We start from the raw sequence: 22,518 nt of genomic DNA, 5'->3' as shown, positions 1-22,518 counted from the left end.
TTTTAAAAAAACCTATTGAAGTATTATAAGGCAGCTTTTTTGAAACTTACTTAACAGAAAATTTTAATCTACGGTCTAACCCAAATTATATATCTATAAAAAAAAGATGACTCAAAGCCATCTTATTTTAATACATCAATATCCATTGTATCTACCCATATTATATCATTAGGTTTTATATCTATGTAGATTTCTATGTATTTACCATTTTTCGTGTTTACCTCAATATTATGTAATATCCATGTGTTTTCCTTCACACTTGCCTTCTTAACTACTTGAGTAAGTATTTTATCATCTGACCCTAGCTTTAAAATAATTGAACAATCTGTGCCTACATCGGAATTAAGCCATAAAGATAAATTTACAGTTCTATTTTTTACGTAAGAAAAGTTATCATCTCCAAAATCTATATAACCAACTAGATACGAGGATTTTTCAGTTTTGTCATTATGAGCCTTTATAGAAAATTCCCCTCTATGAAATTTTGAAGAGTCAATAATTCCTATTCTATCTTCATTTAATTGCTTAATTTTATCCTCATTGAAGAACTTATCTAGCTCTTCTTTGTAATTGAAAATATCATCTAAATAAGAGTCTTCTACTTGTCCAATGTCCTCATCAAAATTAGTTGCTTCATCATTGCTTTCTTCGTCAGCATCAATATTGTCTTGGATATCTACTGGTGTATTTTTGATTATTGTATCTTTATCGATTTTGTCATGTTTCAACAGAGAATAGGAACCCCAAACAATTATTGGAATCAATAATAATGCTACTAGTATGCCTTTAGTTCTGACATTGTAGGTTATTCTCTTCCTTGACATGCTCTTTCTCATGCGAGTAACTCTCTTAACATCCTCTTTTTCTGGATTTATAAGATTATAGATACTAGTGGACCTGAAATCAAGAACTAAGTCCATAATTCCTAAATAATCACCACTTAAGCATTTATTAATCATTTTCTCTATATCAGGAGGTATCCCTTTAGATATGTTTCTATCAATTATCTCCTTCCTAGCAAAAAACAGATGTATTGCATTAGCAATAGTCATTAGAGCTTCTTCTATGCTGGCATTCATTATTTCAGGATTTAACAATAAGATGCCTGATAATTTAATCTCCCTATTGTTATCTATTAATATATTATTGCAATTAAATAATGACACAAAAAATCCATAGGGTAAATCTTTCAGCCTTAATAAAGTCTCCATTATATATGTGACATTATTTATCTGCTTTGTTAAAGTCATATCATCTTTCTCTACATATTCTAATAATGATTTATAAGAATAATGCTCTGTGATTATGAGTATAGCCTCATCTGTTTCCTCAATTTCTACAATAGACGAAATGCACTTTCTAAATTCCTTAAAATCAACTCCATCAAATAGTTCCTTGTCTTTTATTAAATTCAAAAGATAATATGCGTTTTTTTCCTTATGTTTGCATGCATAAATTTCTTGATAATCATTTTGACAATAAACATCAAAAACCTCAAGATTTTTTAAATATGGGTCTAGCATAAAATCTTCCTCTCACCTTATTTGAGTATATTTTATCATTTTTAGCATATTGTGTCACATGTTTTCTACAAATAAATAAGATAAAAGGCATTTTTAAGATTTTTTTATATAAAAAGCTCAATATCTGACTCTAAAGCATCTTTAAGATATTCATAAACTTCGATGATTTCTAATTCTGGAATAAATTCTTCTTTTTTAAATCCCATTATCTCCTGTGATAGTTTACAACCATAAAACTTAACACCTTTTTTCCTAGCACCATCAAGAAAATCCTTTAGCATAGGTTTTTCTTTATCCTTCATCATTTTCTTTAACATTCCTTTACCTACTCCACCCATGTTCATCCTTGACAAAGCCAACTTTTCAGCACCCTTTGGAGTAAACATACTAAACACTTTTTCAAAAAAAGACTTGTTTCCAGATACACTTTTATCCTCATCTCGTACCATTAATAACCCCCAAAAGGCACAAAATATAGTAACTTCCATATCTAATTCTCTTGCACCATTGGCAAGAACCAATGCAGCTAATGCCTTATCATAATCGCCACTAAAAACTAATAAATTTAGTCTTCTAGACAAGAAAATACACTCCTTTCGGTAATATAAATATATTTCCCATAAGGAGTGTATTTAATTCGAAAATAAAGTACTAGATTATAATAAACCTAGCTTTTGGAAGCATTTTTTTAAGTACTAATCCAATACTATTGTTTTCAATTTCTTCACCATTAGGTGATGATCCCATTATTATATGTGTTATATCGTTCTTTAATGCAAAATCAGAAATAGCCTTAATAACATCCTTCGACCTTATAACCGTTAAATCTGCTCCTACCTTCTTAGATACTTCAAACAGGTATTCTAAAGCCTCTCCGTCATTTGAATTGTATAGAAAATTATCTTTTTCGCTTACAACATGTATAACAAATAAACTGTCTCCTTCTCCCATCTCATTATGGCCACCCTTTATAAGCCTTTCACAAGTTTTTTGCTGGGTAACACAAACCATAATATTTCTCCTATCTTTCATAAATCAAGCTCCTTTCAAAAGAAAGTATAGAACACAATTAATAGGACTGTACATTTTCAATCTATATCATTATATCAATGAATAGTAAAAAAATAAAGAAAAGAAGCGACATATTTTCTTTTGTTAATAAAGTTTGAGAAAAAAGCCTATTTCTCTTTTTAATTATTCTAAGTATTGAAATCATCAATTTCTTTTTTAAGCTTATATATCTCATATTCTAATTCTTTTATTTTATTTTCTGCATATATTTTGTTTGGATTAATTTGAGTTTGTTTCTGGTCCTTATCTTCACAGCTCGAGCTTTGTATGTCAGCAAACACTCCTAAAAAGCTTGTAAAGTCACCTACCATAGTCAGAAAAGTACCTATTAATGCTAATTGAAGCGGGTCAATTTTACATCCAGATTTATTAGAACCACCCATATTTATCACCTCTCTAATCATTGTATTGAGAAAATAGGATATCTGTGTATCAATTATTATATAAAAGCCTTTCTTATATAAATTATTTATCCCTAAGGTGACATGTTTTAGATAGATTAAATAAAAAGTGATAATACTAAAAATAGAGAGGTATTTCCCTAGTATAAAAATGGCCGGTGAGGCAATAAATCCAATATTTAAAACATCTTCTTTAGAGTTAAAAGATAAGTATGAGGAAATCAGATATAGTTTTATACAAGAACAAAAAAACAAAAAAGCCGCCGAAGCAGCTAATATACTAATGGCGGGAATATGTGAGAATCGAACTCACCCAAGAGGCTCCTAACCCCTCGCGCTGGTTTTGAAGACCAGAGGGCACACCAGCACCCATCTACTCCCATTATGCTATAATTATTAACACTATTAGATTATAACATACATGTTTTTTTGATTCAAGCTAGGATTATTCTACAAAAAATATCATAGGTTTCTTCTAAGCTCTCTTAGTTCCTCTGTAGTAAGATTGCGCCATTGCCCAATCTTCAGGTTTCCAAGCTTAATATTCATTATTCTAATACGATTTAGTTTCACAACTTGATATCCAAAGGCCTGACACATACGTCTAATTTGTCTATTAAGACCTTGAGTCAAGACAATGCGAAAGGTTTTGTTATCAATAACAGTTACTTTACATGGCTTAGTTACTGTGCCTAGGATTTTTACTCCTTTAGACATGCCCTGTACAAAATACGGAGTAATAGGCTTGTTTACCATTACAACATACTCCTTTTCGTGATTGTTCTCAGCACGTAATATTTTATTAACTATATCACCATCATTTGTTAGCAATATCAGTCCTTGAGAGTCCTTGTCTAACCTTCCAATATGAAAAATACGTTCAGGATGATTGACAAAATCAATAATGTTTCCTTTAATATGTCTTTCTGTAGTGCATGTAATCCCCACTGGTTTATTTAAAGCAATATATACATGTTTTCTTTTCTTACCAATTTGTTTTCCATCAATGGATACTTTATCGTCATCTTGTACTAAGCTACCTAAATTGGCAATCTGCCCATTAATGGTTACTCTTTCTTCTTCAACGATTTTATCTGCCTCTCTTCTAGAGCAAATGCCTGTTTCACTGATGTATTTATTTATTCTCATGTTACAATCCTTTCTCTTTTGTTTTCCAATTAATTAGTCGGAACTATTTATTCTCTTCATAGTTCTTTATTTTAGTAATAAAAAATTTATTATCTTCATATTTTAAATTCATTTCTATCCAATTATTTTTATTGATACGTCCATCAGAATAATATAGGTTTAACTCATATAGAAATATTATTTCACTATCATACTTAATTATCTCAACATTATTGATTTCATAATGTACCAACCCTAACTCCTTTGTTTCATAATATGAAGTGTATACATTATATCCTGTCTCGTTAACATCCCGTGCTGACTCCATTGCAAGCATCTTCCTGTAGTCCCTAGTCAAAAATGCATCATAATACTCCTTCGCTATAGATTCAGGACTATTATACGGTAGTTCTAATAATACATGACTAAATCCTAGAGGTTCATTTAATTTATGTTTGTTAAAATTCTCTCTTTTTTCTCCCTCTATAAGTATCTGCACTTTATCAATATCTTCGATTGATGTTAAACTATTCACTATGGAATAGATAATGAGAACTTCATCTACTTCTTCTGTTTTTTCTTTTATAAATGCCTTATTGAAGTTCACATATACAATTGAGCCTTGGGTATAAATAGATAGCAATTTTACTCCATTAGGAACTATTTTTCTTAGTCCAGCTTGACGCGTTCCTTTTAAAAGCTCATCAATAACTACATCTTCTAATCTTTTATTTTCAAGATTCACTATTCTAACTTCCTCTAATAAGACATTTTCTTCCTTGTGTGGATAAAATAAACGAATCTCAGCTTCATCTCCATCTGGCATTGGATTAATTGATGGATAATCCATGTCATTCTCATTTAGTATTGTATAGCTTTGGCAGCCAGCCAGAAAAACAACCAGAATTAAAATTAAAAAAAGCTTAGGTTTATTCCCCATAATAAAATCCTCCATACTTTTATAAATATCTAATGACATATAATAAAATTCCTTATAAAAAAAGTCCTGTGATTATAGTTTTATATCATTAGGTATTTTAATATAAAAGCTGCTCCCCTCTCCTATCTTACTTTCAACTTCAATAATCCCTTGATGTAGCATAACGATCTGATCTGAAATAGATAAGCCTAATCCTGTTCCCCCTGTTTTTCTTGATCTGGCTTTATCCACTCTATAAAATCTATCAAATATTTGTTTGAGACTACTTTCAGGAATTCCTATGCCATTGTCCTTTACCTCTATAATACACCATTTTCCTTGAGAATATAGCCTCACTTGTACTTTTCCAGCTTCTTGAGTATATTTAATAGCATTTTCAATAATATTGATTATGGCTTGCTGTATTTTCTCAGGATCTACTTTTATCTGTATCTTCTCATCAGACTCTAAGGTCAACTTAATATTCTTTCTTTCTGCTAAAGGCTTCAATCTATTAACAATTTTTTCAAGTAAAAAGTTCATGTAAGTTATTTTATAGTTTATATGAAGTTTCTCCTTATCTAAATCAACTAGAGCTAATAACTCATTTATGATATTATTTAATCTATCTGCCTCTGCAGAAATATCCTCCATAAATTCCTTATAGATATAAATGTTATCTTCATCCTGATGAAGAAGTGACTCTGATAAGAGTTTTATAGAACTTATTGGAGTACGCAGCTCATGAGAAACATTGGCCACAAATTCATTTCTTTGCTTATCCACTTGGTCTAGCTTCATTATCATAGCATTAAAGGCATCTGCCATATTCTTAAATTCATCGTTGGTATTAATATGAACTTTCTGCTTAAAGTCTCCTTTTGCCATGCTGTTTATGGCCTTTGTAAATCTCTCTAAAGGTTTAAATGAAAAATCTAAGAAAATAAAACTAATAATGGCTATTAAAGCTATACATGTTGTCGAAATGAAGAAAAGGTTTTGGTTGATATGACTTAAATCTTTATATATATCATTTATAGATACTGACACAAGCGTAGCCCCAACTATTCTATTATGAACAATTGCAGGTACAGCTGCATATAGAACATGCCCATATTCTTTAAAATTATAAATATTGGTGGAAGTCTGCCCTTTTAGGGCATTTCGGATCTCAGTGTGTCTAAAAGTTTCGCCTAAATATTCTTTATTAGAATCTCCCTTTACTATGCCTTCTTTGTCTACTACAATTATTCTTCCTCTAATCTCTTTACTATATTTTTCGGCTATTGGATTTACGTATACTATTGCTTCCTTTGCAGAGCTTAATGTTATGAAGTTTTTAATATCATTTGAAACTATATTAGCTCTAATGAGTACATTAGATTTTCTTTGCTCAATATAAATATTTAATATTAATCTGCTTATAAAGACATTGATAATAAGGAGTGAAGTAATCACTAACAACAAATAGGTGGAAACGAGTTTCCACCTTATACTGACAAACTTATATTTTTCTTTATGACTTATTCCTAAAATAATAACCAACTCCCCATTTTGTCAAAATATATTCTGCTTGACTAGAGTTTTTCTCTATTTTTTCCCTCAATCTTCTAATGTGAACATCTACTGTTCTCAAATCTCCAAAGTATTCATATCCCCATATAATCTCTAAAAGTTCTTCTCTAGTAAATACTTTTCCTGGATTTGAAGCCAATAGAAGTAAAAGATCAAATTCCTTAGCAGTTAAATTAATATCTTGACCTCTAACGGTAACCTTCCTTCCTAGGGTATTAATAGTAAAGTTGTCCAGTTGAATTATTTGTTCTCCAATTCTAGTTTCTCTGTTATTTACCCTTCTTAGTATTGCCTTTATTCTTGCTTTCAGTTCTAAAATATTAAATGGCTTAGTCATATAATCATCTGCACCGTATTCTAGTCCTAGTATTTTGCTTATATCTTCGCCTTTAGCTGTTAGCATAATGATAGGGACTTGGGACTTTTCTCTTACCTTCTGACACACCTCAAGGCCATCTATTCCTGGAAGCATAAGATCTAATATTATTAAATCATAATTTCCCTTCTTAAACTTTTCATAAGCCTCTAAGCCATCATAGGCTACATCAATTTCATATCCGTCTTGTTCCAAGCTATATTTAAGTCCCTTTACTAATAAAGCCTCATCATCGACAATTAAAACCTTGGTGTCCAAAATATCACCCCAAACTCTATTATAATATCTACACCTCTATATAAGAAGTTCTATATAACTTTAATTAATCCTCTTTTTAGAATATAATATAATTATTATTGATACAATACTCTTGTGTCACCTAAACGCTTTGTAATTTTTAAATCATCTAGATACTCCATAAGAGCTATTGCAAGTTTTCTATTTGTGTTCAGTAAATCCCTAAACTGGGCTGCTGAAATAGAGCCATTATTTTTAATGTAGTCCTTCATTATTTCAACTGCTTCTGTATATGCCTCTTTATGAAGAATATTCTCTTCTTTTAGCCTTACTAGTATGCCCATATCTAATAATGCTTCATAAACTTGGTCTATATCCTTCCTGCTATATTTCAATTCATTATAAAGTTCTTCCTTCTTTAAAGGATTAAATCTATTTTTCAGAAATTTTTTCTCTATTTCATTCTTAACTTCTTCCTGTATCGGACTAAACTTGACTTCAAAATCTACTAAAGCAAGGCTTTGATTTATCAGCTTTATAGCTCCCTCATCCATGAGTTTATTTATGAAACTATCTCCTAATTTTTGTTTAATTGAGCCTAAATATTTACTCCTAATCTCTTCTTTCGATATTCCTGCCTTTAAAGGATTGTTATGATGGAAATTATTAAGTTCATTACTTATTTTATCAGATAAGTATTTACCATAATCTACATGGATTATGTGAAGGTCTTTTAATAAACTAAAGCTTAAAATCTTGTTTTCCTTTTTTAGCCTGTCAATTATTTCTTCTATCTTTTCCACTGTCATGACTGTCAAAACAGATATATCTTTTACAGTGGGAAACATATTGCTCTTATCCTTTATTATTTCTTCTATGATGTCAGTTATGTCACCTTTTTCTTTTATTTCTAATTCTTTTATTACATCTGCATCAAACCTTTTCCTTTTAGGAGGGTTTGGCTCTAGAATTTCGCCGCCACCTATAGTCATCATCGGTGAATAAAATCTAATAATAAATCTATCCCTTCTTTTTGCAACTATTTCTTCCTCAAGTCTAAGCTGAGCATAACAACTCTCACCAGGGGTCAGTTGTTCCCTGTCTAGAAAAACTACTCTGCATAAAACTTCGCTGGATCCTGTATAAAGTCTAAGCCTTGTCCTATTATCAATAATCCTTTGAGAGTCCTCCAGAAGCTTAAGTTTTACATCTACCATCATTGTAGCTTCCATTGAGTTCACAGGAGCAATTACATTTCCTCTCTCAATTTCACTTTTCTTAATTCCAGCTATATTAATGGCAACCCTTTGCCCGCCATATGCAGTATCACTATCCATTCCATGAACTTGAATTGTTCTTATCCTTCCAGTCTTATTTCCTGGGAAAACCTGGACTTCTTCTCCTATTTTAAATTTTCCAGCAGATAGAGTTCCTGTAACTACAGTTCCAAAACCTGCCATAGAAAATACTCTATCTACAGGTAATCTAGCAGTCTCATTTATATCTCTATCTTTTACTTCCTCAGTAAGATGGTCTATTATCTCAATTACTTTACTTATTCCTGACTTAGTAACTGAAGAAACAGGTATTATAGGACTACCTTCTAAAAAGGTACCTTTTACACCATCTTTTACATCTTCTTCTACTAAAGCTAACCATTCTTCATCCACTAAATCAGATTTTGTCAGTACAACAAGTCCCTTCTTTATTCCTAATAAATTTAAAATATTTAGATGTTCCTTAGTCTGGGGCATAATTCCCTCATCAGCAGCTATAACTAGTACCACTACATCAATTCCCATTACTCCTGCCAACATATTTTTTATGAACTTTTCGTGGCCAGGCACATCAATTATTCCTGCCCTTCTACCACTAGGAAGATCAAAATATGTAAATCCTAATTCTATGGATATGCCTCTTTCTTTTTCTTCTTTTAGTCTATCAGTCTCTCTTCCTGTAATTGCTTTAATCAAAGTAGTCTTACCATGATCTATATGTCCAGCAGTTCCTATTATGACGTTTTTCATTAGTATCACTCCTTTAAAATATTCTCAAGAGCGAATTTTAGTCCCTCTGCTACTTCATTAAACTCATATTCATCTACAGTTCTTAAATCGATATATAGTCTATCTTTGAAAATACGAGTAATAATAGGTGTATTATAGCTTCTTAGGTTCTTCTCCAAAGAAGTTATACTTATTTCGTCCGAATGTATCATTATACATTTAGTAGGTATCTGTTCAAGAGGCATAGAACCCCCTCCTACTTGTGAAAAATCATCAGTGATTTTTATTTTCAATTTATCTAAGTTTTTTTGATCTATCTCTAACAATAGCTTTTCTGCTTTAGAAGTAAGCTCCTCCTGAGTCATTGTAAGCATCCTTAGGGTTGGAATTTTCTTCACTGCAATTTCCTCGCTCAAATACATTTTTAATGTGGATTCTAAAGCAGTAATGGTAAATTTGTCTACTCTTAATGCCCTGTTTAATGGATGTTTTTTCATTAAATCAATATATTTCTTCTTACCAATTATTATTCCAGCTTGAGGTCCTCCAAGAAGCTTATCACCACTAAAGGTAACTATATCAACTCCTGCTTTTATGGATTCTTGAACAGTTGGCTCGTGCTGAAGTCCATACTTACTTAAATCTAATAACACACCACTTCCTAAATCCTCTATTACTGGTATGCCACACTTTTGTCCTAATCCAACAAGCTCTTCTAAGGATACACTTTCAGTAAAGCCCAGAATTCTATAGTTGCTTGTATGAACCTTCATTAAAACAGCAGTATTATCTCCTATAGAATTTTCATAATCAACTAAATGAGTCTTATTTGTAGTACCTACATCTATTAGTGCAGCACCACTTTGCTCCATAACCTCTGGAATTCTAAAAGAGCCTCCTATCTCTACTAGTTCTCCCCTGGAAACAATAACTTCCTTGCCTTTAGCCAAGCTGCTTAATACCAATACAACTGCTGCTGCATTATTATTTACAACTAAAGCAGCTTCGGCTCCAGTAATCTTTCGAATAGTATCCTCTAAATGACTATATCTTGAACCCCTCGATCCATTTTCAAGATCAAATTCTAAATTATTATAGTTTGAAGCTATTTCGGTGATATACTCCATTGTTTCTCTATTAATAAGGGATCTACCTAGATTTGTATGGATAACAACTCCTGTTCCATTAATTACTCTTCTTAGTCTTGGTTTTATTGCTATCTTTACTTTTTGCTCAATATCATCAGTGACTCTACTTATTCTATAATCCAAATCCTCTAATGTTAAATTCTTGTTTGATATGGATTCTCTAAGCTCAGCAATTACTTCTCGTGCCGCCTCAGTAACCATTTCTCTTGAAGATATTTTAAAAAGCTCCTCAATTTTTTCGCTTAATAAAATTTGATCTATTTTAGGCAGTCTGCTGTATAAGTTTGTAATATTATTCATACACAATCCTTCCTATTCTATTGTTTTTTTCTATTGCTCTTATCTATTGTTTCTAATAACTATTCCACCATAATATATTCATTTTGTTTTTCAATTACTTCTCCAATAATTCCATACTCTGTAGTACTGTTCTCTAGCAATTCTAATAAAGCTTTTGCTTTCTTAGCTTCCACAGAAATCAATAGTCCTCCTGAAGTCTGAGGGTCAAATAAAATATCCTTCATCTCCTGAGCTACGTCGTTACTAAAGGTGACCTTATTACCTATAAAGCCCATATTCGAATACGCACCTGAAGGTACAAGTCCCATTTTTGCATATTCTATAGCTTGTGGTAAAACAGGAACCTTATTAGAATAAATCTTTATTGTAACGCCACTGCCCTCTGCCATTTCTAAAGTATGTCCTAAAAGACCGAAGCCTGTAATATCTGTGCAGCTATTAGCACCTATCTTTAACATGGCATCCTTAGCAAATTTGTTTAATGTGGTCATTGTCTTAACAGCTTTATTATATGTGTCATCATCTGTCAGTTGTGCTTTTATAGCAGTATTTATTACTCCAATTCCTATTGGCTTGGTCAATATCAATATATCTCCTACTTTTGCATTGCAGTTTGTAAGTACTTCGCTTGGATGTATAAATCCACTTACACTAAGGCCATATTTAGGTTCGTCATCCTCTACAGTATGTCCCCCTATAAGTATCGCATTTGCTTCTGCAACCTTATCATAGCCCCCTTTTAGTATTTCAGCCATTATATTTGGTGATAGACATGTTGGAAAGCAAATAATATTCATTGCTAGCTTTGGCTCTCCTCCCATTGCATATACATCACTTAATGAGTTAGTAGCTGCAATTTGGCCAAATGTATAAGGATCATCTACAACTGGTGTAAAAAAATCTATTGTCTGAATAAGTGCAGTATCTTCATTTATTTTATAAACAGCTGCATCATCAGAGGTTTCTATACCTACAATTAGATTTTCATCAATAGCTTTTGGTAATTGACACAGTACCTGTGCCAAGGTATCAGGACCTATTTTAGCTGCTCAGCCTGAACTTTTTGTCATTTCTGTAAGTCTTTTTTCTTTTAATGTCATAATTTTCACCCCTTATTTAACTACTATAAAGTCCTTTATTGATTCAAACTTTTTATCTCCTATTCCTGCTACTTTTTTTATATCATCTATATTTGAAAACTTGTGATTTTGCCTATATTCAATTATTCTTTCAGCTAAAACTGGACCTATTCCAGAAAGGCTTTGAAGTTCTTCCTTTGTTGCAGTATTTATATTAACTTTTCCTTGATTGGGACTGTCATGATTCACGAACGTAGTTTCTAAATCAGAAACATCCTCACCAACCTTAGGAATGTAGATTTTTTCTTCATCTTGAACCTTTTTCGCTAGATTTATCCTCTTTTCATCTGCATATTGAGTTAATCCTCCAGCAATATTAACTGCATCTATTATCCTAGCGCCTTCATTTAATTCAATTACACCAGGATTTATTACTTCTCCATCTATATGTACTATTATCTTATTAGGTGAGCCTTCCTCAATCTCATTTTTTACATTTTCATTATCCAAATTTGTGATTTTTGAACTAATTATCTCATTATCTTCAAGATTTGTATCTGCCTTTATTAATTCTAGGTCTTTTTTCATATATATTTTATACCCTAATGCAACTATAATAACAAATATTAGTATAACTATTTGTTCTCTTTTTGTAAAGTTACTCATAGAATTCACCCCAGTATATACATATTCTTACCACATTATTCTATAAGATACATCTATATCCTTCAAATAGTTTCTATAAAGTCAAATATTTTTTTAAAAAATACGTATTTGACTTAAAAATAATGTCATATTTTGATATACTATAAGGTAGTTATAAGCGGAGGTGGTATGTTGAAAAAATTTATTGTTTTTTTTATGCTATTGTTTTTAGTTTTTAATTTTGAAAAATACGTATTTGCTGATGAACCAGATATATCTGCTGAAGCTGCTATTTTAATTGATGCAGATACTGGAAAAATACTTTTTGAAAAGAATATACATGAAAAAATGTTTCCTGCAAGTACAACAAAAATGCTAACTGCAATAATAGCCATTGAAAAAGGTAATCTTGATCAAAAAGTAACAGTTGATAAGGAAACTCCCTACGAAATTGCTGGGAGTCATATAGCCCTTGAACCAGACGAAATAGTAACTATGAAGGACTTAATTTATGCAACTCTTATAGAGTCAGCTAATGATGCTGCAGCAGTAATCGGTAAACAAATATCTGGTTCCACAGAAGAGTTTGCAAAACTGATGAACAGTAAAGCCAAAGAAATAGGGACAAAAAACTCTAATTTTGTAAATGCAAATGGACTACATGATGATAATCATTTCACTACTGCATATGACTTGGCAATGATTGCAAAATATGCGATGAAAAATGATTTCTTTAAAAGTATTGTATCTTCATATACATATACAATAGAGCCTACTAATAAAAAATCGGTCTCAAGACCTTTAAAATCATCAAATAAGTTAATATATGGAACAGAAAAAATAAATGTCAATGGAAGCAATGTAGCTATAAAATATGACGGTGCTAATGGCATAAAAACGGGCTATACTCCTGAAGCTCAGAGTTGTTTAGTGTCTTCTGCAGAAAGAAATGGTCAGAAACTTATAAGTGTAGTTCTAAAAACAAATGGCAACAATGTTTTCATAGATACCCATAAGCTTTTAAATTATGGCTTTGATAGTTTTTCAAGTGTCAAACTTGCTTTTAAAAATGAATTTATTGATAATATTAATGTTGAAAACGGGGATAAGGAAATTGTTACAGGGATAGTAGGCAATGACCTATTTAGTCTTGTACCTAAAGGAAGAGAAAGTGAAATCAAAAGAAAGATTGTTCTTCCTGAAAAAATCTCTGCACCAATTTCTAAGGGACAAGTTATAGGAAAAATCGAACTTGAGTTAGATGGTAAAGTAATTGAAACTGGAAATATTGTTTCTGCCATGGAGGTAAATCAAAAAGGAGCCCTTGAAGTAGTTAGTATAAATAGTAAGGATTCAATTTTTAAAAAATGGTGGGTATGGTTAATTATATTGCTATTGGGCTGGAGAATATCTGTTGAAGTTAAGAGGAGAAGAATAAGAAAAAATAGAAGGCAATCTTATTTATATATAAAGTAGGTCTAGAAAGACACTTTCAATGTCAGACAGCACACTGAAGGTTATGGGACTCGAAATGCATTTCAATGTTCCAAGCTTATTCGAAATAATCCAACTAACAGAAAAAGGTGACATAATGTCACCTTTTATAGTATCGCTACTGCTTCAACTTCCACATTTCCATCCTTAGGTAATCTAGCTACCTCAACGCATGATCTAGCTGGCTTATGTTCACTAAAGTATTCACCATATACCTCGTTTATCAATCCAAATTGATTCATATCCTTTATAAAAACTGTAGTCTTAACAACATCGGTTAATTTAGCACCTGCTGCTTCTAATACAGCCTTAAGATTGTTTAATGATTGTCTTGTCTCATCCTGTATTGTACCTTCTGCCATGTTTCCAGTTTCAGGGTTGATACCAAGTTGACCTGATGTAAATACCATGTTTCCTACAGTTATTGCTTGTGAATAAGGTCCTATTGCTTTTGGTGCCTCTTCAGTAAATATTGATTTCTTTTCCATTATGTAACCTCCTTAAATAATTTAGTTCTCTTTTATCGTATTTCTTCTAGATAATTATATATTGTATATCTTGATACACAAAGCTTTTCTGCAACATATTCGACTGAGCCCCTTACAAGAAAAACACCCTTATTGTTTAAAAGACTAACAATTTTAACCTTCTCCTCTTTGCTAAGATAAGATATAGGTTTTCCAACTTCATCAACAATGTCTGATACTAATCTTTCCATTAAGATGGTTATATTCTCACCATCTTTTTTACTGTCATTGTCGGATTTATCTTCAGCTATATCGTCAATTGCACAAAAAACCTGAAAAGCCTTTCTAGCTAATAAAAAGTCTGTTATATCATAACTAATTATCATAATAACAGCTCCTTCCTTGGAGCTGTCTCCTAAAATAAACAAAGCCGCCTTCAGGCTTCGTCCATCTTTAGTGGTATAAGAGAAAATTGTACAACCATTATGAACTTTGGCTTTATTAAGAGCTTCAAGTTCATAATGGTTCATATTATTTTCATAATTTTTGCCTGTAATTTGATTATTTACAGAATAAAATAGTTTATAATTTGAATCTTTGCTATTAAATAAAGCTACTTCACAATTTTGACCTAATAATTTTCCTAACCCATCTGCAATTAAAGTAAAATTCTCAGTTAAGCCATTCATATTAATAGCCATGTTTCATACCTTCTTCCTATTTGAATGCTTCAATATCAATGTCTTCAGCATCGGCCCATAGTCTCTCTAGATTATAAAAATCTCTATCTTCTTTATGAAAAACATGAACAATAATATCGCCATAATCTAATAGTATCCACTTTCCAGTACTATATCCTTCTTTATGCCTTAAATCATAGCCTTGGCTATACATTTTATCTTCAATATCATCTGATATTGCCATTACTTGCCTCTGAGAATTTCCACTTAATATTACAAAATAATCTGCTATGCTGGTGAGTTTAGATATATTCAGCGCCTTAATATCAAAGGCCTTTTTGTCATCAGCAGACTTTATTATTATAGACAATTGTTCAGTCACTATTTTACCTCCTGATTAATATTAATTTTTAGACTTTTCCTTTTCTCCATCATCCATAACTACGTTTTGCTCAATAAACATGCTGTTGACTGTTTCTTGAGTCTTTTCTTTGTTATGAACAAAATACCATACTCCACTAATATATTTAGCTTCACCTGGTAATGTTGCCATTTCCATATTTTCAGTATCTACATTTTTTGCTTTAAGTGCAAACTTAGCTATAGTATCTAAAGGTATATTGGTGTCTACATTTTTAATGTAAGTCTCAACAAATTGAGGCAGCTTAATTATATTAAGTGGATTCAGAGCCTTTTTAATAGCACTGCTCATAAATTGCTGCTGAGCCCCTATTCTTCCTAAATCCTGATCAGCATACCCTTTTCTATATCTTAAAAACTGCAAAGATTCATTACCATTTAAAGTCTGTTTGCCTTTTTTAAGATTGATTTTTAGCGGTGGATCTGCTGTTGGATCTGAATATTTCATATCCATAGGTACATCTACTTCCACCCCTCCAATCAATTCAACTACATCCTCAACAATTTTATAATCTACTCTTACATAATAATCAAGTTCAATACCTAACAGGTCCTTAACTGCCTTTACAGATAGCTCTGGACCTCCATAGGCATGAGCATGATTAATCTTTTCTTTATTTTTTCTTCCTCTTATTGTAGCCATAGTATCTCTAGGAATTGACAGTATTGAAACTTTTCCAGTAGTATCATCATATTTACATAGCATCATCGTATCAGTTCTTTGACCTTTTGCTTTAGTTACATCCTTTGAATCAATACCTAAAAGAAGAAAAGTTATATCTTTTTTACTATCATCGCCTTTAATTAGCCCTGAAATATTTGACACCAAAGTGTTTTTACTATTATCATCTTTCAAAACAAATGTGATAATTCCTCCAAAAATAACTAAAAATACTAGAAATGCCACCATAAAGGTTTTTAAAAATTTCTTCATTTTATACTCACTCCAAGCCTATTTGATTTTATTTATTAGATAGTTTCTTGCATTAATTGTATCAGGATGAATATAAAACCCTTTGTCTATTATATGCTTTATTGTTTTATCCATAGCCTTAAGCAAGGCTAAATCTAAATTCTCATAGGCTAGTTTTCTAATCTCATCTACCCCTGGGAAATTTCTTTCTGGTTCTATATAATCTGATATGTATATTATTTTTTCAATTAGTGTCATGTTTTCTCTGCCTGTTGTATGATATCGAATAGCACTTAATATATCTCTATCCTCTATATGAAATTCTTTTCTAGCTATTTCAGCACCTAGAACACCGTGAATTAGGGCAGAATTAGCAATACAAGCATCTCTCTGAATTATATCAAAATTATAGGCATTTTTCAACAATTCATCTTCATCACTAAATTTACCGCAATCATGAAGTAGCCCTGCAATTGCAGCTTTTTTCTCATCACAGCAAAATATGGCAGATAACTTAATAGCTTCCTCCATTACCCTTATAGAATGAGAGTACCTTTCATATCCAATACTGTCTATCAATTTTGCACTTACTTTATCAATAATATTTTTGTATTTCTCCATGCTATAAACAATCCTTTTTAACATTATCTAAATATAGTTTATGCTTTATTATATAAGATTCTACAGATTCAGGAAGCAAATACTTTACTGTTTTGCCTTCCCTAATCTTATTTCTAATCTCAGTGGAAGATATTTGTAGTGCAGGTACTGACACTGTATATATACCTTTATTATATTTAGACTCAAGTTCTTTTACTTTTGTTTCGATTTTAGATAATTGAAAGCCTGGCCTAGTAGCAGCAACAAATTTACACATAGTGAGCAATTGATCTACATCCTTCCAGGTTGAAAGCTCAAGTAGAGAATCCGCTCCAGTAATAAAGTAAAATTCTGCACTATCCCTGCAGCATTTTTTCAATTCCTTTATAGTATCAATTGTATATGTGACTTCATTCTTCTCCAACTCTATGGAAGAAACATCAAAATACGGATTTGAAACAGTAGCCAGCAAAGTCATCTGATATCTATGATCCCCACATGTAATCCTACTGGAATCTTTATGAGGAGGATTTCCAGCAGGTATAAAAATAACCTTGTCCAAATTAAATTTACACCTTATCTCTTCTGCAATAACTAGATGTCCAACATGAATGGGATCAAAAGTTCCCCCCATTATCCCATATTTTTTTATATGATTACTCATAAAATATCCTCACAATCTTAATTTGTTTGTTACAATACGTGTCGTTTTTTATTATATAATATTTTTAGATTTAGATAAATAGTAAACACCGTGATTCTTTAGTTTAGGTCAATAAAATATTTTATTTCATTTATTTCTTGTTTATCATCGCAATATAATGTCTCAATTTTTTCACTTTCAAAATTTTTCAGATATATAACTAATTCACCATTTAAATTTTGTTCGTATTTAATACACTTAAAGCCTTTATCATAAGAAGCTCTTACTTGGTTTAAGCAATTATACATAACTTTTCGCCTCCATAAATAAATATAGGTCATAAAAAGAGACTGGGCTACCAATCTCTTTTTATTTTTCCCATATTTATTTATTTCATCATGGATTTTATATTTTTAATTAGGCAATTCTATCTTTTTATTTTCTTTTGACTCTCTGTAAATAACAAATTTGTTTCCTATACTTTGAACATATTCTGCAGCTAATTTCTCTGATACTTCCAAAGCTACTTCTTTTGCCTCTAGTAAACTATTATTAAGTACATTTATTTTTATGATTTCCCTCGCTTCAAGAGCTTCATCCAATTGTTTAATAAGGCTTTCTGTTAAACCATTTTTTCCCACTTGAAAAATTGGCTCTATTTTATTAGCTAAGGCCTTTAAATAGCTTCTTTGTTTTCCACTTATCAAAAGGTACACTCCTTTATTATTATACTTCTACTTCCTTCTTTGTTTTTCTTCTATGAACTTCATAATTTTGCATTCCCTTTTTCCACCCGCTTCTTAACTTTTCAGAAGGCTCATACTTAGCATTGATCACAAAATCCCCCTTAGCCACACAATAATAAGTTGGTTGATTTTCTTTACAATTCCCACAATTTATGCAGTTCATTTCCTTAACTTGACCTCCATTAATCAAAAAATTCAAATTCATAACCACAAATATTTACGATATCTTCATTATTAATTCCTAATGCTTTTAATCTATCCACAACTCCCTTCCTTTTAATAGCCTTCTGAAAGTATCTTACAGAATCTAAATCATCAAAGTTTGTGGAGTTAAGAATCTTTTCTATTTGATATCCTTCTACAAAATATTTGTCGTCTTCTTTTCTAATTATAATTTCATCCTTCTTATCTGTCAATTCATATATTTTACTTTCATCTGTGATTTCATAAGCAGGCTCTGGTTCTCCAACTTCTTGTATTTTGTTCCAAATTGCATTCTCAAGCTCTTTTATTCCCTGACCAGTAGCTGCAGATATGGCATATATATCATAACCAAGCTTCCTTACTTCTTTTGCAAGCCTGTCATAACCGTCACCATCTCCTAGAATATCAATCTTGTTTGCCACAACAATTTGAGGCTTGCTTTCAAGCTTAGAATTGTATTCCTTAAGCTCTGCATTGATTTTATAAAAATCCTCTACTGGATCCCTTCCTTCTTTTGATGACACATCTACTAAATGGACTAAAATCCTAGTTCGTTCTATATGTCTAAGAAACTCATGACCTAAACCTACACCCATATGTGCTCCTTCAATTAGTCCAGGTATATCTGCTATAACAAAGCTTCTTCCACCCTCAAGTTCTGCAACTCCAAGGTTTGGAGCAAGAGTAGTGAAATGATAATCTGCAATTTTAGGCCTTGCATCAGTCACTATAGACAATAAAGTCGATTTGCCCACATTAGGAAAACCTACTAGTCCTACATCTGCCAATAGCTTAAGCTCTAAAGTTATCCAAAGTTCTTCTCCATTTGAGCCCCCTTCTGCAAATCTTGGTGCTTGTCTTGTGGATGTGGTAAACTTCATATTACCTTTTCCGCCACGACCTCCTTTTGCAATTACAAAATTACGACCATCTTCTGTTAAATCTGCAATGACTTTATTAGTTTCTGCATCTCTAACTATAGTTCCTTGTGGTACCTTTAATATAAGATCCTGGCCTTTTTTTCCGTATTGCATTTTAGACTTTCCATCTTCGCCATTTTCAGCCTTATAATGTTTCCTATATCTAAAATCCATAAGTGTTCTGATATTTCTATCTACCTGCAGTATTACACTGCCACCATTGCCTCCATCTCCTCCTGCTGGCCCACCTGCTGGTTCATACTTCTCTCTTCTAAAGGCAACAGCACCATGTCCTCCGTTACCTGCTTTTATATATATTTTTGCGACATCTATAAACATTATATCCATCCTTATTCTATAATAATTTTATTATATCAACTGTTATTAATGTGTCAACTATCTATTAGTATTCCAAGTAAGTATAATTTTAATAACTATTTGACATGGAGTAAATAGTATCTTCTAAAAGTAAATCTTTTGTTTTATCAAAGTAAAACACTACCTCATATCCATCGTCGATTTTAACTATATTATTTATAGCTTTGCTCCTTTGTTCCAATAAATTTGCATCAATATCTCCACTAAAAACAAATTCAATTTTATCGATATCCTCATATATGTCTATAAAAAGCTTTCTTTCTCCCTTATCTTTATATGTACAATCAATGAAAAAATCAAATAATTTGGAAATACATTCTATAATTACATTTTCGTCTTTAATATTTCTAATTTCACTATCCACATAGCTATCAACATCAAAAATAACTTCTACCCCTTTACTTTCACCCAGTTTTGCTTTTTTTTCTAAAAGCAATGAAATAGAAAAAATAGATATATAATAACATTTACTAGAATTAGATGAAATAGTTATTGCCTTTTTAATATGTTCCATGCCCTTGTCTATATTATTTAACTGTAAATATCCATATATAATCTGAAAAATATTCATGTAATCATGCCTTTGTTCTCTTAATAAATACTTAGTTTTTTTTAAGAAACCAAGCTCCATTTCTTGTCTTAGTTTATATCCTTCATGTTTATTCCTAATAAGTAAAAATAATGATCCTATACTAGTCAAAGATAAAACAAATAATATAATTGCAATAAAAATACTTATTTGAACACTAATACTATCACCTCCTTCCAATAACTTCCCTATTATATTTTAACATAATAATAGAAAAAATAAACAATAAATCAAAACTACCCGCTCAGCGGGTAGTTTGTTCAGCCCTATAAGGGCATGTTACTCGCTTGAGCCTTAAGGCTCATTGAATGGTTCGCCAACTGCTTTATTTCTCAGGCTGCTGCTAAAGCAGCTAATCCATTACTTTTTGCCTTTCTTTACTTGCTCACCCGTAAACGGGTCTACATATTCTAGTAGACTTATTTGATCATTTGCTATATCTTCTTGTAGTTGATTTTTTACATATTCTCTAATCGCTTTTTCATTACGTCCTACTGTGTCTACATAATATCCTCTGCACCAAAAGTGTCTATTTCCATACTTATATTTTAGATTCGCATGTCTATCAAATATCATTAGCGAACTTTTCCCCTTTAAATATCCCATTATACTTGACACACTATATTTAGGCGGTATAGCTACCACCATATGTATATGATCAGTACAAGCCGTCGCTTCTAATATTTCCACTCCTTTTTGTTCACACAACTTCCTTAAAATTTTTCCTATATCATTTTTAATTTTTCCATATATCACTTGTCTTCTATATTTTGGTGCAAATACTATGTGATATTTGCAATTCCATTTAGTATGTGCTAAACTATTTTTATCCATTTCGGATACCTCCTTTGTTCTTAATTCGGTTGGCGAACCTGAATTAATTTTAACAAAGGAGGTTTTTAAAATCTACTCATAGCTAAAGCTTTTTGGAACCCCTGGTAGAACCAGGGGTTTTCATGATACAATAAAAAACCTACCATAAATCTGGTAGGTTTTTATTATTATGCTTATGCTAATGTTTCTACTGGGTAAACACTAACTTGCTTTTTGTCTTTACCTTTTCTTTCAAATTTAACAACTCCGTCAATTGTAGCAAACAAAGTGTCATCTCCACCTCTGCCTACATTTAAACCTGGATGGATTTTTGTTCCTCTTTGTCTAACTAATATATTGCCTGCTGGAACAAATTGTCCATCTGCTCTTTTAACGCCTAATCTTTTAGATTCACTATCACGGCCATTCTTAGAGCTACCTACTCCTTTTTTAGATGCAAACAGCTGTAAGTTTATTCTAATCATCTCATTACACCTCCCTGTATTTGAGGGTTATATAATCTGGATAGATATCAATCAATCCCTTTAATCCCACTTCCATAGTCTTTAGTACTATGTCTGCCTTTTCCCTTTGCTCTCTAGGGAGTTCAAAGGGTATGGATACTTTTAAATATCCTCTTTTATCATCTATTGAATAAAATATGTCATTCTCTTTTATGCCACATACTTCATTTAATGAAATAAGGGCTGTTTGACTCAAAATTGATATGGAGGCACATAGTATGTCTTCTCCAAAGGCTCCATAACCAGTATGACCTTTAATCTCATACTCTACTATACTACCATTCCTATTTTTGAGTATAGTTATCTTCGTCATGTCTAACACTATCCATTTATTTTTTCTATCTTAACCTTTGTGTATGGCTGACGATGTCCTTGTTTCTTTCTGAAATCTTTTTTTCTCTTAAATTTAAAAACAACAACTTTTTTAGCTTTACCATGCTCAACGATGTTGCCAGTTACAGAAACGCCATCTACATATGGCTTGCCTACTTTTACCTCTTCACCATTAGAAACTAAAAGTATTTTATCAAAATTTAAAGATTCGCCTTCGTTTCCATCAACTTTTTCAATGAAGACAACATCTCCCTCTTGAACTCTATATTGCTTTCCGCCTGTCTCAACTACTGCGTACATTACACTACACCTCCTCTAACCAGTCTCGCCAATGCTAGGTACCTAAGTTTTAAAACCCGCACCGAGCGGCCACTTACAAAGTAAAA

Annotated in this window: 29 protein-coding genes and 1 tRNA gene; 2 read left to right on the top strand and 28 right to left on the bottom strand. The window is 31.7% G+C overall.

What is annotated here, in order from left to right:
- Window positions 1-122: 122 nt before the first annotated feature.
- From QO263_RS10765 to QO263_RS10750, 4 genes are all read right to left on the bottom strand, one after another.
- Entirely contained in the window at window positions 123-1,523 is a 1,401-nt protein-coding gene (locus QO263_RS10765; protein WP_285621094.1) for a hypothetical protein, read from the bottom strand.
- Window positions 1,524-1,627: 104 nt separating this feature from the next.
- The gene (locus QO263_RS10760) at window positions 1,628-2,104 is read right to left on the bottom strand and encodes a DsrE/DsrF/DrsH-like family protein (RefSeq protein WP_285621092.1); all 477 of its coding nucleotides are present in this window, start codon (window positions 2,102-2,104) and stop codon (window positions 1,628-1,630) included.
- 70 nt (window positions 2,105-2,174) lie between these two features.
- On the bottom strand, window positions 2,175-2,555 hold the full coding sequence (locus QO263_RS10755; protein WP_285621089.1) for an adenine nucleotide alpha hydrolase family protein: 381 nt from the start codon (window positions 2,553-2,555) through the stop codon (window positions 2,175-2,177).
- Window positions 2,556-2,722: 167 nt separating this feature from the next.
- Window positions 2,723-2,977, bottom strand: coding sequence for a hypothetical protein (locus QO263_RS10750; RefSeq protein WP_285621087.1), 255 nt, complete (start codon window positions 2,975-2,977; stop codon window positions 2,723-2,725).
- A gap of 127 nt (window positions 2,978-3,104) precedes the next feature.
- Here QO263_RS10750 and QO263_RS10745 point away from each other — a divergent pair, with 127 nt between their 5' ends.
- Window positions 3,105-3,323 (top strand): hypothetical protein, encoded by a 219-nt coding sequence (locus QO263_RS10745; protein WP_285621085.1) that lies wholly within the window; start codon window positions 3,105-3,107, stop codon window positions 3,321-3,323.
- On the opposite strand, the gene QO263_RS10740 is transcribed toward QO263_RS10745, so the two are convergent.
- The 9 genes from QO263_RS10740 to QO263_RS10700 form a co-directional block, all read right to left on the bottom strand.
- Window positions 3,280-3,376, bottom strand: a tRNA-Sec gene (locus tag QO263_RS10740). The two genes, QO263_RS10745 and QO263_RS10740, sit on opposite strands and share 44 nt — an antisense overlap.
- A gap of 81 nt (window positions 3,377-3,457) precedes the next feature.
- A complete protein-coding gene (gene rluF / locus QO263_RS10735; protein WP_285621084.1) occupies window positions 3,458-4,144 on the bottom strand; it encodes a 23S rRNA pseudouridine(2604) synthase RluF in 687 nt (228 codons plus the stop codon).
- A gap of 43 nt (window positions 4,145-4,187) precedes the next feature.
- Complete coding sequence (locus QO263_RS10730) at window positions 4,188-5,063, bottom strand: GerMN domain-containing protein (protein ID WP_285621083.1); 876 nt, start codon at window positions 5,061-5,063, stop codon at window positions 4,188-4,190.
- Window positions 5,064-5,135: 72 nt separating this feature from the next.
- Window positions 5,136-6,587: a sensor histidine kinase gene (locus QO263_RS10725; protein WP_285621081.1), complete on the bottom strand. Its 1,452-nt coding sequence runs from the start codon at window positions 6,585-6,587 to the stop codon at window positions 5,136-5,138.
- The gene (locus QO263_RS10720) at window positions 6,559-7,251 is read right to left on the bottom strand and encodes a response regulator (protein ID WP_285621079.1); all 693 of its coding nucleotides are present in this window, start codon (window positions 7,249-7,251) and stop codon (window positions 6,559-6,561) included. Before QO263_RS10720 ends, QO263_RS10725 begins: the two co-directional genes overlap by 29 nt.
- 95 nt (window positions 7,252-7,346) lie before the next feature.
- A complete protein-coding gene (selB, locus tag QO263_RS10715) occupies window positions 7,347-9,257 on the bottom strand; it encodes a selenocysteine-specific translation elongation factor (RefSeq protein ID WP_285621075.1) in 1,911 nt (636 codons plus the stop codon).
- Between the two features lie 5 nt (window positions 9,258-9,262).
- On the bottom strand, window positions 9,263-10,684 hold the full coding sequence (selA, locus tag QO263_RS10710) for an L-seryl-tRNA(Sec) selenium transferase (protein WP_285621073.1): 1,422 nt from the start codon (window positions 10,682-10,684) through the stop codon (window positions 9,263-9,265).
- Window positions 10,685-10,743: 59 nt separating this feature from the next.
- Window positions 10,744-11,784, bottom strand: a complete 1,041-nt coding sequence (selD, locus tag QO263_RS10705; RefSeq protein ID WP_285621070.1) for a selenide, water dikinase SelD — start codon at window positions 11,782-11,784, stop codon at window positions 10,744-10,746.
- Between the two features lie 12 nt (window positions 11,785-11,796).
- A complete protein-coding gene (locus QO263_RS10700) occupies window positions 11,797-12,429 on the bottom strand; it encodes a helix-hairpin-helix domain-containing protein (RefSeq protein WP_285621067.1) in 633 nt (210 codons plus the stop codon).
- Between the two features lie 171 nt (window positions 12,430-12,600).
- On the opposite strand from QO263_RS10700, the gene QO263_RS10695 reads away from it, so the two are divergent.
- Complete coding sequence (locus QO263_RS10695) at window positions 12,601-13,884, top strand: D-alanyl-D-alanine carboxypeptidase family protein (protein WP_285621065.1); 1,284 nt, start codon at window positions 12,601-12,603, stop codon at window positions 13,882-13,884.
- A 125-nt stretch (window positions 13,885-14,009) separates the two neighbouring features.
- On the opposite strand, the gene QO263_RS10690 is transcribed toward QO263_RS10695, so the two are convergent.
- The 15 genes from QO263_RS10690 to rplU form a co-directional block, all read right to left on the bottom strand.
- Window positions 14,010-14,390, bottom strand: coding sequence for a RidA family protein (locus QO263_RS10690; RefSeq protein WP_285621063.1), 381 nt, complete (start codon window positions 14,388-14,390; stop codon window positions 14,010-14,012).
- 32 nt (window positions 14,391-14,422) lie between these two features.
- On the bottom strand, window positions 14,423-15,070 hold the full coding sequence (locus QO263_RS10685) for a helix-turn-helix transcriptional regulator (RefSeq protein WP_285621060.1): 648 nt from the start codon (window positions 15,068-15,070) through the stop codon (window positions 14,423-14,425).
- A 16-nt stretch (window positions 15,071-15,086) separates the two neighbouring features.
- The gene (rsfS, locus tag QO263_RS10680) at window positions 15,087-15,431 is read right to left on the bottom strand and encodes a ribosome silencing factor (RefSeq protein WP_285621057.1); all 345 of its coding nucleotides are present in this window, start codon (window positions 15,429-15,431) and stop codon (window positions 15,087-15,089) included.
- 21 nt (window positions 15,432-15,452) lie between these two features.
- On the bottom strand, window positions 15,453-16,403 hold the full coding sequence (locus QO263_RS10675; protein WP_285621054.1) for an LCP family protein: 951 nt from the start codon (window positions 16,401-16,403) through the stop codon (window positions 15,453-15,455).
- Window positions 16,404-16,421: 18 nt separating this feature from the next.
- Complete coding sequence (yqeK, locus tag QO263_RS10670) at window positions 16,422-17,003, bottom strand: bis(5'-nucleosyl)-tetraphosphatase (symmetrical) YqeK (RefSeq protein ID WP_285621051.1); 582 nt, start codon at window positions 17,001-17,003, stop codon at window positions 16,422-16,424.
- A 1-nt stretch (window position 17,004) separates the two neighbouring features.
- Entirely contained in the window at window positions 17,005-17,646 is a 642-nt protein-coding gene (gene nadD / locus QO263_RS10665) for a nicotinate-nucleotide adenylyltransferase (RefSeq protein WP_285621049.1), read from the bottom strand.
- A gap of 98 nt (window positions 17,647-17,744) precedes the next feature.
- Window positions 17,745-17,933 (bottom strand): hypothetical protein, encoded by a 189-nt coding sequence (locus QO263_RS10660; protein ID WP_285621046.1) that lies wholly within the window; start codon window positions 17,931-17,933, stop codon window positions 17,745-17,747.
- A gap of 105 nt (window positions 17,934-18,038) precedes the next feature.
- On the bottom strand, window positions 18,039-18,332 hold the full coding sequence (gene yhbY / locus QO263_RS10655) for a ribosome assembly RNA-binding protein YhbY (RefSeq protein WP_285621044.1): 294 nt from the start codon (window positions 18,330-18,332) through the stop codon (window positions 18,039-18,041).
- A 19-nt stretch (window positions 18,333-18,351) separates the two neighbouring features.
- On the bottom strand, window positions 18,352-18,534 hold the full coding sequence (locus tag QO263_RS10650; protein WP_285621042.1) for a hypothetical protein: 183 nt from the start codon (window positions 18,532-18,534) through the stop codon (window positions 18,352-18,354).
- Between the two features lie 19 nt (window positions 18,535-18,553).
- Window positions 18,554-19,834 (bottom strand): GTPase ObgE, encoded by a 1,281-nt coding sequence (obgE, locus tag QO263_RS10645; protein ID WP_285621040.1) that lies wholly within the window; start codon window positions 19,832-19,834, stop codon window positions 18,554-18,556.
- Between the two features lie 88 nt (window positions 19,835-19,922).
- On the bottom strand, window positions 19,923-20,642 hold the full coding sequence (locus QO263_RS10640) for a Spo0B domain-containing protein (protein WP_285621038.1): 720 nt from the start codon (window positions 20,640-20,642) through the stop codon (window positions 19,923-19,925).
- A gap of 180 nt (window positions 20,643-20,822) precedes the next feature.
- The gene (gene tnpA / locus QO263_RS10635) at window positions 20,823-21,296 is read right to left on the bottom strand and encodes an IS200/IS605 family transposase (RefSeq protein WP_285621037.1); all 474 of its coding nucleotides are present in this window, start codon (window positions 21,294-21,296) and stop codon (window positions 20,823-20,825) included.
- Window positions 21,297-21,469: 173 nt separating this feature from the next.
- A complete protein-coding gene (rpmA, locus tag QO263_RS10630; RefSeq protein ID WP_285621035.1) occupies window positions 21,470-21,760 on the bottom strand; it encodes a 50S ribosomal protein L27 in 291 nt (96 codons plus the stop codon).
- 4 nt (window positions 21,761-21,764) lie between these two features.
- The gene (locus tag QO263_RS10625; RefSeq protein ID WP_285621033.1) at window positions 21,765-22,112 is read right to left on the bottom strand and encodes a ribosomal-processing cysteine protease Prp; all 348 of its coding nucleotides are present in this window, start codon (window positions 22,110-22,112) and stop codon (window positions 21,765-21,767) included.
- An 8-nt stretch (window positions 22,113-22,120) separates the two neighbouring features.
- A complete protein-coding gene (rplU, locus tag QO263_RS10620) occupies window positions 22,121-22,432 on the bottom strand; it encodes a 50S ribosomal protein L21 (protein WP_285621000.1) in 312 nt (103 codons plus the stop codon).
- Window positions 22,433-22,518 lie beyond the last annotated feature (86 nt).

Origin of the sequence: Proteiniborus sp. MB09-C3 (assembly GCF_030263895.1) — a bacterium.
GTDB lineage: Bacteria > Bacillota > Clostridia > Tissierellales > Proteiniboraceae > Proteiniborus.
Note: the sequence above shows the minus strand (reverse complement) of the source record. Positions and strands in the feature narration are given on the sequence as shown.

Coding starts and splice junctions, on each gene's coding strand:
- selA (WP_285621073.1), bottom strand. CDS start 10,684: ATGAATAATATTACAAACTTATACAGCAGACTGCCTAAAATAGATCAA.
- QO263_RS10625 (WP_285621033.1), bottom strand. CDS start 22,112: ATGACGAAGATAACTATACTCAAAAATAGGAATGGTAGTATAGTAGAG.
- QO263_RS10700 (WP_285621067.1), bottom strand. CDS start 12,429: ATGAGTAACTTTACAAAAAGAGAACAAATAGTTATACTAATATTTGTT.
- QO263_RS10650 (WP_285621042.1), bottom strand. CDS start 18,534: ATGAACTGCATAAATTGTGGGAATTGTAAAGAAAATCAACCAACTTAT.
- QO263_RS10685 (WP_285621060.1), bottom strand. CDS start 15,070: ATGGCTATTAATATGAATGGCTTAACTGAGAATTTTACTTTAATTGCA.
- QO263_RS10675 (WP_285621054.1), bottom strand. CDS start 16,403: ATGAAGAAATTTTTAAAAACCTTTATGGTGGCATTTCTAGTATTTTTA.
- rplU (WP_285621000.1), bottom strand. CDS start 22,432: ATGTACGCAGTAGTTGAGACAGGCGGAAAGCAATATAGAGTTCAAGAG.
- rpmA (WP_285621035.1), bottom strand. CDS start 21,760: ATGATTAGAATAAACTTACAGCTGTTTGCATCTAAAAAAGGAGTAGGT.
- QO263_RS10730 (WP_285621083.1), bottom strand. CDS start 5,063: ATGGGGAATAAACCTAAGCTTTTTTTAATTTTAATTCTGGTTGTTTTT.
- selB (WP_285621075.1), bottom strand. CDS start 9,257: ATGAAAAACGTCATAATAGGAACTGCTGGACATATAGATCATGGTAAG.
- rluF (WP_285621084.1), bottom strand. CDS start 4,144: ATGAGAATAAATAAATACATCAGTGAAACAGGCATTTGCTCTAGAAGA.
- obgE (WP_285621040.1), bottom strand. CDS start 19,834: ATGTTTATAGATGTCGCAAAAATATATATAAAAGCAGGTAACGGAGGA.
- QO263_RS10765 (WP_285621094.1), bottom strand. CDS start 1,523: ATGCTAGACCCATATTTAAAAAATCTTGAGGTTTTTGATGTTTATTGT.
- QO263_RS10660 (WP_285621046.1), bottom strand. CDS start 17,933: ATGTATAATTGCTTAAACCAAGTAAGAGCTTCTTATGATAAAGGCTTT.
- yqeK (WP_285621051.1), bottom strand. CDS start 17,003: ATGGAGAAATACAAAAATATTATTGATAAAGTAAGTGCAAAATTGATA.
- tnpA (WP_285621037.1), bottom strand. CDS start 21,296: ATGGATAAAAATAGTTTAGCACATACTAAATGGAATTGCAAATATCAC.
- QO263_RS10690 (WP_285621063.1), bottom strand. CDS start 14,390: ATGGAAAAGAAATCAATATTTACTGAAGAGGCACCAAAAGCAATAGGA.
- QO263_RS10750 (WP_285621087.1), bottom strand. CDS start 2,977: ATGGGTGGTTCTAATAAATCTGGATGTAAAATTGACCCGCTTCAATTA.
- QO263_RS10755 (WP_285621089.1), bottom strand. CDS start 2,555: ATGAAAGATAGGAGAAATATTATGGTTTGTGTTACCCAGCAAAAAACT.
- nadD (WP_285621049.1), bottom strand. CDS start 17,646: ATGAGTAATCATATAAAAAAATATGGGATAATGGGGGGAACTTTTGAT.